Consider the following 13,255-nt stretch of genomic DNA (forward strand, 5'->3'; position numbering starts at 1 on the left):
GCTCATCGCAGGTTGGAGTGAAGCAGGAAGCACTGGTGCTGGTGACGGAAGTCCAGGAGGAAATCCATGTCGCGCAGCGCACCTGCACCGAGCGTGATGGGATGCTTGGCGTTGTCCGCGTCGGTGTACACGCGGAAGGTGATGTCGAACGGCTGGCCAGCGATGGTCAGCTTCACCTTGGCGTCGTCGGCGTTGGCGAATTCGTGCCTGCCGCCGATATCGTGCATGGCGGTCTTGTCGCGACGGAGCGTGGTGACTTCATCCAGCGCCACGCGCGTGCCGATCAGGTAGTTGTGGGCGCCGGTGTCCAGCATCACTGACTGCGGCGCGTCGTTCACCAGCAACCGCGGGTAGAGGCGCAGTGCCTCGCCCCATGGCGTGCTGCTCACCAGCATGGGCGTGTCGCAGGCCGGGGCGGTGGCATCCTTGCCGAGGATCTGCAGCGTGCTGCTGCTGATCTTCAGCGTGCCCAGCGGCGCGACCAGGTTGCCGCCGATCAGCACGATGGGATCGGGCACTACCGTCACGGGTACGTTGTGCAGGGTGATGCCGCCAAAGCTAAGCGTTTCCAGCACGCCGGCCTGGCTGGGGACGTTCTTCGCCAGCCAGCCGTTGACGTGGCCGGTCTTGTCGAGCGGTTTGACCGCCAGGCGTTCGGCTTCTTCACGGCCGACGATGAAATCACTGGCGCCGGTGTCGAGCATGGCGGTGAGCTCGTGGCCGTTGGCGGATACCTTGAAGCGGGGAATGGCGGATGTCTCGTCGAGCTTCAGCGTGACATCGCCGGAAGGAATCTCGTAGGACAGCGGCGCCACGTCGGCGCGACCGTCCAGATAGGCCTGCATGTTGTCCAGGCGCCGCTCCACGCGATGGCCGCGGTACCGGCTGATCAGATCACGCTCGGCCTGGGTGGCCTCGGCCGCTCGCCCGGCCAGGGTGAGGTTGCCCACGCGGAACTGGCCGCAGGAAAGCGCCAGGCCGGGACGGCTGTCGAACAGCGCGTCCTCGCAGGCCTTGGCATCGGCCGATGCTGCGTCCAGGTTGAAGTGGACGCGCTCCAGTGCCATTGCGGTCCAGACGTGGACGACAGGGTCGGTAGCGGTCTGGTAGAGCTGGGTGAGCGTGGCGGCATCGGCCTTTTGCATGGCGTCCGTCACCACCTTGAGCTGGGCGTTCATGTCCGCCGGGCTTTCCGAGCCGGGCTGGGGCGCCATGCGTGGCGTGCCGTCGTCGGCCCATGCCGCCACGCCCGCGCCAAGTGCCAGGGCTGCGCCGAGCGCCATGACCAATCTGCCGTTCCGTCCGCTGCCCATGCCGTGCTCCTTCGTTGGCCATGTATCCGGGTGGCTGTCGTCCGGACAGCCATGAAGGCGCATGAACGCAAATGTTTCGTGACGGTTTACACCGCGGCGCTTAGCGGGGCGGGGAGCTCCTCTGGTATCCTAGAGGGCTGCTGATCCGGAACTTAAACCACATGATCGAGACCAATCCGATCCTTGCGCAGATTGCGGACCTGAAGGGCCGCGTCGAGTCGCTTAGGGGGTATCTTTGACTACGCCACCAAGCGTGAGCGTCTCGAAGAAGTAAGCCGCGAACTGGAAAGTCCCAACGTGTGGGACGATCCGCCGCGCGCGCAGGAGCTGGGCCGCGAACGCGCCCGCCTGGACACCATCGTCAACGGCATCGACACGCTGACCAATGGTCTGGCCGATGCCGGCGAACTCGTCGAGATGGCTGCCGCCGACAACGACGAATCCACCGTGCAGTCCGTGGTCGACGACCTGAAGGGTCTCGACGCGCAGGTGAGCAAGCTGGAATTCCAGCGCATGTTCTCCGGCAAGATGGACGCCAACAACGCCTTCGTGGACATCCAGGCCGGTGCCGGTGGCACCGAGGCGCAGGACTGGGCGGAAATCCTGCTGCGCATGTACCTGCGCTGGGCCGAGTCGCGCGGCTGGAAGGTCGAGCTGATGGAAGTCTCCGGCGGCGAAGTGGCGGGCATCAAATCCGCCACGTTCCGCGTGGAGGGCGACTACGCGTACGGCTGGCTCAAGACCGAAATCGGCGTGCACCGCCTGGTGCGCAAGAGCCCGTTCGATTCGGACAACCGTCGCCACACCAGCTTTACCTCGGTGTTCGTGTCGCCGGAAGTGGATGACGACATCGACATCGACATCAACCCGGCCGACCTGCGCACGGACGTGTACCGTTCGTCCGGTGCCGGTGGTCAGCACGTCAACAAGACCGAATCGGCCGTGCGTATCACGCATATCCCGACCAATACGGTCGTGGCCTGCCAGACCGAGCGCAGCCAGCACGCCAACCGCGACCGCGCCATGAAAATGCTGGCCGCGAAGCTGTACGAGCTGGAGCTGCAGAAGCGCAACGCCGAGAAGGATGCGCTGGAAGCCTCCAAGTCCGACATCGGCTGGGGCAGCCAGATCCGCAACTACGTGCTGGACCAGAGCCGCATCAAGGATCTGCGTACTGGCATCGAGCGTTCGGACACGCAGAAGGTGCTGGATGGCGATCTCGACGAATTTGTCGAGGCGAGCCTGAAGTCCGGCCTGGATGCCGGTGCCAAGCGCGTGGATGCCTGATTTGGAGAGATGAGAGACGAGTCGCGAGGGCGCAAGGATGATGACTTATCGCGATCTCGTTGCCTGGCAATTAGGCATGGATCTGGTTGAACGGGTTTATGCATTGACTGCCGGGCTTCCGTCGGACGAGCGATTCGGGATGGTTTCGCAACTCCGGCGGTCTGCGGTTTCCATCCCATCCAATATTGCGGAAGGACATTCGCGCGACAACACCAAGGATTTCATCCGGTTTGTTTCCATCTCGCGCGGTTCACTGGCAGAACTCGAAACCCAGATTCTCCTTGTGCAGCGCTTAAAATGGTTATCTGCCGAGCAAGTGGACGCAGCCTTGGTATGTTGTGATGAATTGGGTCGTGTCTTGCGCGGCCTGCGAAAATCGCTCGACAACAGACTTGCCGCGAAACGTCGTTAGTGCGCCCTCGTAACTCGCCCCTCGTCCCTGAGAAAAAACCATGACTGACCAGAACAACGACAACGCTTCGCCAATCCAGGACGAAAACAAACTCATCGCCGAGCGTCGCGAGAAACTCAAAGCGCTGCGTGGCCAGGGCGTGGCGTTTCCGAACGACTTCAAGATCGACGCGTTCACCGGCGACTTGCAGGCCGAGTTCGCCGACGCCGAGAAATGGACGGCCGAAGCCATCGAAGCGCTGGGTCGCCAGGTGAAGGTGGCCGGCCGCGTCATGCTGAAGCGCGACCAGGGCAAGGTGGCCTTCGTGCAGATGCAGGACGTCAACGGTCGCATCCAGCTGTTTATCCACCAGGGCACGGTGGGCGAGGAGACCTACAAGGCGTTCAAGACCTGGGACATGGGCGACATCGTGGGTGCCGAAGGCACGCTGATGCGCACGCGCACCGGCGAGCTGTCGGTGAAGGTGGAAAAGCTGCGCCTGCTCACCAAGAGCCTGCGCCCGCTGCCGGACAAGCATCACGGCATGGCCGACGTGGAGCAGCGCTACCGCCAGCGCTACGTCGACCTGATCGTCACCGAGGAAGCGCGCCGTACGTTCGCGCAGCGCTCCAAGATCATCGGCTTCATCCGCAAGTGGCTCGAAGCCGAGCCGCGCCGCTTCATGGAAGTGGAAACGCCGATGATGCACGTGATTCCCGGCGGCGCCACGGCGCGTCCGTTCGTGACGCATCACAACGCGCTGGACATGGATCTGTACCTGCGCGTGGCGCCGGAGCTGTACCTGAAGCGCCTGGTGGTGGGCGGTTTCGATCGCGTGTACGAGATCAACCGCAACTTCCGCAACGAAGGTGTGTCCACGCGCCACAACCCCGAATTCACCATGCTCGAGCTGTACCAGGCCTACGCCACGTACACCGAGATCATGGACATCACCGAGGAAGTGATCCGCGAAAGCGCGAAGAACGTCATCGGCACCACCAAGCTGATGTGGGAAGGCAACGAGATCGACGTCGGTCCCGCGTTCCGTCGCTGGAGCATGGAAGACGCCGTGCTTGAGCTGAACCCGGACATCAAGCGCGACGACCTGCGCAATCGTGACGTGATGGCCGCTCACGCCAAGCGCCTCGGCTGCCAGGTGAAGGACGGTTTCGGCTGGGGTCGCCTGTTGCTGGAAATCTTCGAGAAGACGGTGGAGCACACGCTGATCCAGCCGACCTTCATCACCGATCATCCTGTGGAAATCTCACAGCTGGCGCGCGAAAGCGACACCAACCCGGGCATCACCGACCGCTTTGAGTTGTTCATCAACGCCAAGGAGCTGGCCAACGGCTTCTCCGAGTTGAACGACCCGGAAGATCAGGCCGCGCGTTTCCAGAAGCAGGTGGAAGCCAAGGCCGGTGGCGACGACGAAGCCATGCACTTCGACGCCGATTACATCCGCGCGCTGGAAGTGGGCCTGCCGCCGACCGGCGGCCTGGGCATCGGCATCGACCGCCTGGTGATGCTGCTGACCGGCTCGGTATCGATCCGCGACGTGCTGCTGTTCCCGTACATGCGTCCGGAGGCGTAAGCCTCGCCCGGAAGAAAAAAGCCCGGCAAATGCCGGGCTTTTTTTATCAGCGGTGTGCGCGCAAGCGATATCGAAGCAGCGCCGACTGCAGCACGTTCACGGCGCTGGAGGCAGCCCAGTAAAGCCCGAGCCCTGCTGCGGCGTGCCACACGACGATGAAGGAAACCAGCACGGGCAATAGCTGCAGCGCGGTCTTCATCTGTGCGGACATGGCCGGGTTGAGCGTGATCGCGGCATAGCTCAATACGGCAACCAGGAAGGCGAGCAGCACATCCGGGCGCGCCAGCCGTGGAATCCACAAGAACGAGCCTGCGCCGCCCAGACCCTGGCGGATGGCGTTGTAAACGCCCAGACCCAAAGGCGCCTGCACCAGCGCCGTGATCAAGCCGCCACCCATGACCGAACCGATGCCATGCTCACGATAGAGCGCACGCATGGCGTTCGCGTGAGCGAGTGCATCGTCGGCGTGTCGTTTGGACAAGGCTTCAAGCTGGGGCTTGAGCTCCTCCATCTTGCGTCGCTGATGCCAGCCCTGTTCGGCTGCGCGCAGCGTCCAGGGCAGCAGCCCCAGACGCACTATCAGTGCCAGCACGATGATCGCCAGGCCATAGCTGTCGCCCAGGCCGTGCGCCAAGCCTGCAAGCAGGTGAGCGATCCAGCCGACAAAACCGTTCCACAGTTCCATACACGTCCTCCCTATGTGGTTTTCCCCGAAGCGGCCCGCGTGGCGCAGCCGGCTTCCGGGCGACATGGGAACGGCCTCTGCGAATGCAAGGTTGTGAGGTGCCGGGTGGCGCGGTCGGCTAAACTTCTCCGATTCGTCTTGCAGGAGGTCGCCATGTGGTTTGCCATTGTCGGTACCGACGTCCCCGATTCGCTGGAAAAACGCAAGGCCGCCCGTCCGGCCCACATCGAGCGCCTGCAGAAGCTGCTGGCTGAAGGCCGCCTGCTGGTGGCCGGCCCGTTCCCGGCCATCGACTCCAACGATCCGGGCCCGGCGGGTTTCACCGGCAGCCTGATCCTGGCGGAATTCCCGTCGCAGGCCGAGGCGGAAGCGTGGGCCAAGGTCGATCCGTACGTGGATGCCGGCGTCTATGCCAGCGTCAGCGTGAAGCCGTTCATCAAGGCGTTGCCCTCGGCATGAGCGCATCGATGGCGGAACAGATTCGCGAGCGCCTGCAGCAGGCGCTCGATCCCGTCGAGCTGGACGTGCTGGACGAGGGGTACAAGCACGCGGGCCACGCCAACGAGGGGAAGGGGCATTTCCACGTGCGCATCGTCAGCGCGGCCTTCGCCGGCCAGCTGCCGATCAAGCGTCACCGCCTGGTGTATGCAGCCCTCGATGGCCTGATGGACAACGGCATCCACGCGCTGTCCATCGATGCCAAGGCGGCCGGGGAATAGGGCGATTAGCGCCATGATCGTCGTCCCAGCGAAAGCTGGGACCCAGTGACTTCTTGCTCACAGCGGGCTGCTTAAGGCGCTGGATTCCTGCTTTCGCAGGAATGACGAGCTTGGATCGCTAAATAAACTCTTTTATAACGATGGCTTACACGCCATAGTTAAAGTTGAACATCGAGCCTGGCTGCATTGCGGCTGGGCCCTGCGTTTGGCACAGTGACCCATCGCCCGGGCTGCCGGGTTCTCACCTCTCCCGCGGACGCCCGCATGCGCCTGACCACGATCAAACTCGCCGGTTTCAAGTCCTTCGTGGACCCGACCACCTTGCACCTGCCGACCAACATGACGGGTGTGGTGGGTCCCAATGGTTGCGGCAAGTCCAACATCATCGACGCCATTCGCTGGGTAATGGGCGAGAGCGCGGCCAGCCGCCTGCGCGGTGACTCGCTCACTGACGTGATCTTCTCTGGCTCCAACGCGCGCAAGCCGGTGGGCCAGGCGACGGTGGAGCTGATCTTCGATAACTCCGACGGCACCATCCAGGGCGAATACGGGCAGTACGCCGAGATCTCGGTGAAGCGCCAGGTGACGCGTGATGGCCAGTCCGCGTACTTCCTCAATGGCGCGCGTTGCCGTCGTCGCGACATTACCGACCTGTTCCTGGGCACGGGCCTGGGCCCGCGCAGCTACTCGATCATCGAGCAGGGCATGATCAGCCAGATCGTCGAGGCCGCGCCCGATGAACTGCGCACGCATCTGGAAGAAGCGGCCGGTATTTCCAAGTACAAGGAGCGCCGCAAGGAAACCGAGAGCCGCATCAAGTCCACCCGCGAAAACCTCGACCGCGTGCGTGACGTGCGCGACGAAGTGGACAAGCAGCTCGAACACCTGAACCGTCAGGCCCGCGCCGCGGAGCGCTGGAAAGCCTTGAAGGAAGAGCAGACGCGCAAGGAAGCGGAGCTGCGCGCACTCGAATACCGCGGCCTCAAGGGTCAGCACGACAAGGAAGGTTCCGGCCTGTCGGCGGCCGAGATCGAAATCGAAAAGCACATCGCCACGCAGCGCCATCACGAGGCGCAGATGGAGACGGTGCGCGAACGTCATACCGATGCCACCGAGCACCTCAACAAGGTGCAGGCCGAGGTCTACAAGGTGGGCGCCGAAATTGCGCGCGTGGAGCAGCAGGTGCGCTTCAACCGCGAGACGGCCGACCGCCTGCTGCGCTCGCAGGGTGAGACCGAGCGCGAACACGCCGAGCTTGCCGAACACATTGCCAATGACCGCGCGCAGGTAGAAACGCTGCGCATGGCGCTGGCCGAAGGCGAGCCCAAGCTCGAAGCGCTGCAGCAGATGCAGGACGAGACGTCCGATTCGTTGCGCGACACCGAAACCAAGCTGGCCGACTGGCAGCAGCGCTGGGACTCGCACACGCGCACGGCGGGCGAATCCAGCCGCGCGGCGGAAGTGGAGCGCACCAAGCTCAATTATCTCGACCGTCAGGGCATGGACCTGTCGCGCCGTCGCGAAACGCTGGAAACCGAGCAGAAGGCAACGGACATTGCCGCGCTGGACGCGGCGTCCGAACAACTGCACACTGAACACGATACGCAGCGCGAGCGCGTGGAATCGCTGGGCAGCCTGCTGGACCAGCACAAGTCCGCCCACGAAAAAGTGCTGGACGAAGAGCGACAGGTGCAGTCCTCGCTCAACGAAGCGCGCCAGCAGTTGCAGACCGCGCGCGGTCGCCAGGCCTCGCTGGAAGCGTTGCAGCACGCCGCGCTTGGCCAGGAAGAAAGCGCCGCCAGCGGTTGGCTCGCGCGCCTTGGCTTGGACAAGTCGCGTCGCCTCGGCGAATCGCTGCAGGTGGAAGCAGGCTGGGAAACGGCGGTTGAAACCGCGTTGGCCGGTTTCCTCGATGCTGTGCTGGTCGATGAATCGCATGCGCTGGCCGCGGAGTTCGGCGCACTGGAAAACGCCGACGTCGCGCTGGTGAACAGCGCCGAGGGTGGCGTGAACACGGCCGGCACCCTGGCGGCGCACGTGCGCGGTCCCGCAGCGGCCCTGTCGATTCTCAATCACGTGCTCACCGCCGACTCCATCGAGCATGCGCATCAGATCGTGGCCGGTCTTTCCGCGCTGGCGCCGTACCAGTCGGTGATGACGCGTAGCGGCGAATGGATGGGTCCGGGTTGGGCACGCGTGCGTCGTGCACAGGGCAACCAGGTCGGCGTGCTGGCGCGCGAGCGCGAGATGCGCACGCTGGCCGAGCAGATCATGGCGCTGGAAGAGCGCATCGAAGAAGCCACCGGCACCCTCGACGATCTGCGCACCAGCAAGTTCGAAGCCGAGCGCGCGCGCGACGATGCGCAGCGCGAGTTGTACAACGCGCATCGTCGCCAGTCCGAACTGGCCGGCCAGGTGCAGAGCCATCGCGGCAAGATGGAAACCGCGCGTGCCCGTGCAGAGAAAGTGGCGGGCGAACTCACTGACCTGATCAGCCAGCTCGACGAATTGCAGACGCAGACACGCGATGCGCGTGCGCGTCTCGACGAATCCGTCGGTCACATGGGCGACCTGGAAGACCAGCGCCGCGAACTGGAAAACGAACGCCGTGCGTTGCTGGAGGCGCGCGAGGAAGCGCGCATGAATGCACGCGAGGCTGCGGACCAGGCGCACGCGCTGGCGCTGTCGATGGAGTCCAAGCGCTCCTCGCTGACGTCGCTGGAACAGGCGCTGGCCCGCATGGAAACGCAGCTGCGCCAGATCGATGCGCGCCGCACCGAAATCACCGAACAGCTGGCCGCCGGTTCCGATCCCATCGCCGAACTGGAAGCCGAGCGTCAGACCTATCTCGACCAGCGCCTGCTGGTGGACAAGCAATTGGTGGAGGCGCGTCGCGCGCTGGAAGACTGCGACGGCGAGTTCCGTCGCCTTGAGCAGGAACGCCAGCGCATCGAGCAGCTGCTCAACGGCCTGCGCGAAGCTCTTTCCCAGAAGCGACTCGCCGCACAGGCGTTGCAGTTGCGCGCCGAACAGCTGGCGGAAGCCATTACCGCATCCGGCCTGGAACTGGAGCCGCTGCTGGCGGAACTGGCGGAAGACGCCGATGCCAGCCAGTGGCGCTCGCAGCTCACCGACATCGGCCAGAAGATTGTTCGCCTGGAGCCGGTGAACCTGGCGGCGATCCAGGAACACGCCGAGCAGAGCGAGCGCAAGACCTACCTCGACAATCAGCTGGCCGACCTGGCCAGCGCGATGGAAACGCTGGAAGCAGCGATCAAGAAGATCGATCGCGAGACGCGCCAGCGTTTCAAGGAAACGTTCGACCGCGTGAATGCGGGCGTGCAGGAGCTGTTCCCGCGCCTGTTCGGTGGCGGCCATGCGTACCTGGAACTGACCGGCGACGATCTGCTCGACACGGGCGTGGCAATCATGGCGCGTCCGCCGGGCAAGCGCGTGTCCAACATCACGTTGCTGTCCGGTGGTGAAAAAGCGCTTACCGCCGTGGCGCTGGGGTTCGCCATCTGCGGCCTCAACCCGGCGCCGTTCTGCTTGCTGGACGAGGTGGATGCGCCGCTGGACGAAGCCAACGTGGGTCGCTTCTCCAACATGGTGAAGGAGAGGAGCGAGAAGGTGCAGTTCATCTTCGTCAGCCACAACAAAGCCACCATGGAAGCCGCTTCACAACTGTGCGGCGTGACCATGCGCGAGGCGGGCGTGTCGCGTCTGGTGCAGGTGGATCTGGCCGAAGCAGCTAAACTTGCGGGCGCAGCTTGAGGAATCTTTCGATATGACCGCGCAACCCGTACTTGCCTTTGCCTGGAATGCCGCCGTTGGCGTTCCGATGCTCATCGTTGGCCTGATCTTCCTGGCGGCCATGTGGCTGTTTGGCCAGCCAAAGAAAGAGCAGGGCAAGCGGCGCGTCATCGTGACCGCGTCGGGTGAGCGCCGCGAACCGACCTTTGGCAACGAAGGCGAAACGGCTGACGAGCCTTCGTTCAACGCACGCGACGATTTCCGCATGGACGCCTTCGACGACCGCCCGGCGCCATCGCCGCAGCAGGGCGAGCTGGAGATGGGTCTTCGCGAAGAACTGGAACGCCTGGGAGCAACGCTCTCGGCGGGCAAGGATCGCGTGGAACCCGCGCCGATTGGCAAGCCGCTGGGCGCGGCAGCATCCATCGTCGATGCGCTGCGCGCACCGCCCGAACAATTTGAACAGAGCCTGGCACACGCCACCGGCGCCGCCGACCTGATATCGCCGCCGCGTGCGCCCGAGCCCGAGCCGGTTGCTGCACCCGCGCCGGCTCCTGCTCCTGCGCCGGTTGCCGCTCCCGCACCCGCACCCGCGCCCGCGCCGGCACCCGAGGCTCCTTATGTGGCGCCGCGTTCCGACGTGGGTCGTCGTCCGGAGCGCTTGCCGGTGGAGCGCATCGTCACGCTGTTCGTGGTGGCACGCGAGGGCAGCACGTTCAACGGTTCCGACCTCATCGTGGCCGCCGAGAAGACGGGGCTGGAATTCGGCGACATGGGCATCTATCACCGTCTGGTGGACGGCAAGCGCGAGCTTGGTCCCGTCTTCAGCGTGGCCAACATGCTCAAGCCCGGCAACTTCGACCTGAGCCGCGTTGATGCCTTGCGCACACCGGGCCTCAGTTTCTTCATGACGTTGCCGGCGCCCATCCCGGCGCTCGATGCGTGGGACATGATGCTGCCGACGGCGCAGCGCCTCGCCGAGCTGCTGGATGGCCAGGTGCTGGACGAAGAGCGCAACGCGCTCGGTCGCCAGCGCGTGGCGCACATCCGCGATGAACTGCGCGGCTGGGACCGCGATCACGAAGGCAAGGAAATCACCTTCGGGCGTTGATCGTCTTTGGCGGTGCGCTTGCGCGGCCTGTCATCGATGGGCCGCGTCTTCATGAAGAAACGACGTCGCTGAAGGCGCCATGTGTGGGTGCGCGGAGAGCTCTTGCGCCGGGCTGCGACCTCCGACAGAGTCCGCTCCAAGGAGGGAACATGGCCTGCACCTTGTTGCGTCGCCTTGCCTGTCTCGGGCTGCTGGCGCTGTCCGCTTGCACCCATTCGGATTTTCGTCCCGATTACCCGCGCGTTCCCAGCACCGTGCTTCCGGTCAGTCCGGATGCGCCGCTGGAGGCGTACGCATCGCGCGTCACGGTCCAGCATGGCACCGACAGCGGCCTGCGGCTGATCAGCGATTCCAACGACGCGTTGCTGGCGCGCATTGCGCTGGCCGATCGCGCCAAGCATTCGCTGGACCTGCAGTACTACATGTTCCACAGCGACGCGACCGGTGGCTTGCTGGCGCAGCGCCTGCTGGCCGCGGCGGATCGCGGCGTGCGCGTGCGACTGCTGCTGGATGACCTGCACGTGGCGGGTGACGACAAGGTGCTGCGCATCCTGGATGGCCATCCAAACATCCAGATCCGGCTATTCAATCCCTTCATGGAGCGCAGCAAGGGCTGGTTCGGCATGGGCAAGCAGTTCGCGGGGGATTTCTCGCGGCTCAACCGCCGCATGCACAACAAGGCCTTTATTGCCGATGGCGCGATGGCCATCGTCGGCGGTCGCAATATTGGCGACGAATATTTCGACGCCAACGACAGTCTGAATTTCCGTGACCTGGACGTGCTTGCCGTGGGACCGGTGGTGGCCGAGGTCGGGCAGATGTTCGACCGTTACTGGAACAGTGACCAGTCCTATCCCATTGGTGCCTTCCACCATCGCACGCCGGGTCCGGACGAACTGGATCAGTTGAGAAAGACCATGGCCGCTAACGCGCGGCAGTTCAGCCAGACCAACTATGCGCAAAGCCTGGTGGCTCGCGTGGGCGACCTGGCGCACGAGGCGCCGGCCACCGACTGGGCGTGGGGACCCACCACGTATCTGGCGGACGACCCGGACAAGAGCAATCCCGAGGCGGACAGCAAAGACCTGCACATGGCGCCGCAGATTCGCGCCTGGATGGACGGCGCACAGCAGCGCCTGACGCTGATCTCGCCGTACTTCGTGCCGGGCGACAAGGGTGTTGCGTATCTTCAGGGCATGCGCTCGCGCAACGTGGCGGTCGAGGTGCTGACCAATTCGCTGGCTTCTACCGATGCGGGCGATGTGTACGTGGCTTATGCGTCGTATCGCGTGGCGTTGCTCAAGGCAGGCGTGCAGTTGTACGAGCTGAAGCCCGATGCGCATGCCGGTCGCAACAGCAGCCATTTCTTCGGTTCGTCCAGCGGTAGCAACAGCCTCCACGCCAAGGCCATGGTGGTGGATGCGCAACACGCCTTCGTCGGCTCGATGAACCTGGACCCGCGCTCGGCTCACCTCAATACGGAAGACGGCGTGATCGTCGACTCGCCCGCGCTGGCGCAGGCGCTGCTGGCGATCTTCGTCGACGCCACGAAGCCTGTTCACAGCTACCAGGTGCTGCTCGACGACAAGGGCAGCGTCTACTGGGAGGGCAAGGAGCCGCACGAGGCCGTGATGCGCTACAACCACGCGCCGGAAACGAGCTGGTGGCGGCGGTTCAAGGTGAATGCCGGTGGCTTGCTGCCCATCGAAAGCCTGCTGTGAGGCCCTTGAATTCGGGGCGGGCGGAACTTATGATTGAGTACGCACTCAATTATTGACCTCCCATGGCCCGCCCCCGTAGCGAAGACAAGCGCAACGCCATCCTCGACGCCGCCACCAAGGTGTTCGCGGAGCAGGGGACGAGTGCGCCCACCTCGCGGATCGCCCGGGAGGCAGGCGTGGCCGAAGGCACGCTGTTCACCTACTTCGAGAGCAAGGACGCCTTGCTCAACGAGCTGTACCTGAGCCTGAAGAGCGGCCTGCGGGAGATGATGCTGGACGGCTATCCGCGCCAGGCCGCCATCCAGGAGCGCGCCCACCACGTGTGGAATGCCTATGTGAATTGGGGTGCGGCGAACCCGGAAGGACGCAAGGTGATGGCGCAACTCACCGTGTCCGAGCGCGTGACGCAGGAGAGCAGGGCCGCGGGTTCGGCGCCGTTCGGTGGCGTGCAGGACATGCTGAAGGACGCCATGCACAAGGGCGTCCTGCGGGACCTGGCGCCGGCGTTCGTGGGTGCGCTGTTGTCCGCCATGGCGGATGTGACCATCGGTTTCGTGGAAAGGGAGCCTGCGCGGGCGGATAAGTACCGCAGCGCGGGTTTTGAGGCGTTCTGGAACGCCATTGCCAAGGCGTGATTTTTCTTGGCAATTAAATGAGTAAGTAATCACTCAATATCTGGAGAAC

The 13,255-nt window shown here is 64.3% G+C and carries 11 protein-coding genes; 9 read left to right on the top strand and 2 right to left on the bottom strand.

The genetic code is table 11. The features are described from left to right. Positions 1-2 precede the first annotated feature (2 nt). Positions 3-1,313: an aspartyl protease family protein gene (locus DK366_RS04800; protein ID WP_157956451.1), complete on the bottom strand. Its 1,311-nt coding sequence runs from the start codon at positions 1,311-1,313 to the stop codon at positions 3-5. Positions 1,314-1,474: 161 nt separating this feature from the next. Between DK366_RS04800 and prfB the strand changes: the two genes are divergently transcribed. The 3 genes from prfB to lysS all read left to right on the top strand — a co-directional run bounded on the left by prfB (position 1,475) and on the right by lysS (position 4,582). After that, a protein-coding gene (prfB, locus tag DK366_RS04805) for a peptide chain release factor 2 (RefSeq protein ID WP_109124400.1) occupies positions 1,475-2,600 on the top strand; the annotation gives its coding sequence in 2 pieces (ribosomal slippage) (positions 1,475-1,549 and positions 1,551-2,600; 1,125 coding nt in all). A 37-nt stretch (positions 2,601-2,637) separates the two neighbouring features. Further along, positions 2,638-3,012, top strand: coding sequence for a four helix bundle protein (locus tag DK366_RS04810; RefSeq protein WP_109124401.1), 375 nt, complete (start codon positions 2,638-2,640; stop codon positions 3,010-3,012). Positions 3,013-3,052: 40 nt separating this feature from the next. Then, positions 3,053-4,582 carry a lysine--tRNA ligase gene (gene lysS / locus DK366_RS04815; RefSeq protein ID WP_109124402.1) on the top strand — a complete coding sequence of 510 codons (1,530 nt, stop codon included), beginning with the start codon at positions 3,053-3,055 and terminating at the stop codon, positions 4,580-4,582. A 46-nt stretch (positions 4,583-4,628) separates the two neighbouring features. Here the strand turns inward: lysS and DK366_RS04820 are convergent, their stop codons facing one another. Further along, complete coding sequence (locus DK366_RS04820; protein WP_157956452.1) at positions 4,629-5,267, bottom strand: membrane protein insertase YidC; 639 nt, start codon at positions 5,265-5,267, stop codon at positions 4,629-4,631. A gap of 153 nt (positions 5,268-5,420) precedes the next feature. Here DK366_RS04820 and DK366_RS04825 point away from each other — a divergent pair, with 153 nt between their 5' ends. From DK366_RS04825 to DK366_RS04850, 6 genes are all read left to right on the top strand, one after another. Further along, positions 5,421-5,726: a YciI family protein gene (locus DK366_RS04825; protein ID WP_109124404.1), complete on the top strand. Its 306-nt coding sequence runs from the start codon at positions 5,421-5,423 to the stop codon at positions 5,724-5,726. After that, the gene (locus tag DK366_RS04830) at positions 5,723-5,986 is read left to right on the top strand and encodes a BolA family protein (RefSeq protein WP_109124405.1); all 264 of its coding nucleotides are present in this window, start codon (positions 5,723-5,725) and stop codon (positions 5,984-5,986) included. The genes DK366_RS04825 and DK366_RS04830 overlap by 4 nt, the downstream gene beginning before the upstream one ends. A 264-nt stretch (positions 5,987-6,250) precedes the next feature. Further along, entirely contained in the window at positions 6,251-9,760 is a 3,510-nt protein-coding gene (smc, locus tag DK366_RS04835; RefSeq protein WP_109124406.1) for a chromosome segregation protein SMC, read from the top strand. A gap of 13 nt (positions 9,761-9,773) precedes the next feature. After that, complete coding sequence (gene zipA, locus DK366_RS04840) at positions 9,774-10,850, top strand: cell division protein ZipA (RefSeq protein ID WP_109124407.1); 1,077 nt, start codon at positions 9,774-9,776, stop codon at positions 10,848-10,850. Positions 10,851-10,999: 149 nt separating this feature from the next. Beyond that, entirely contained in the window at positions 11,000-12,571 is a 1,572-nt protein-coding gene (locus DK366_RS04845) for a phospholipase D family protein (RefSeq protein WP_109124408.1), read from the top strand. A 62-nt stretch (positions 12,572-12,633) separates the two neighbouring features. After that, a complete protein-coding gene (locus tag DK366_RS04850; protein WP_109124409.1) occupies positions 12,634-13,206 on the top strand; it encodes a TetR/AcrR family transcriptional regulator in 573 nt (190 codons plus the stop codon). The last annotated feature ends 49 nt before the right edge of the window (positions 13,207-13,255 follow it).

The sequence above is a fragment of the Dyella sp. C11 genome (assembly GCF_003121485.1).
GTDB lineage: Bacteria > Pseudomonadota > Gammaproteobacteria > Xanthomonadales > Rhodanobacteraceae > Dyella.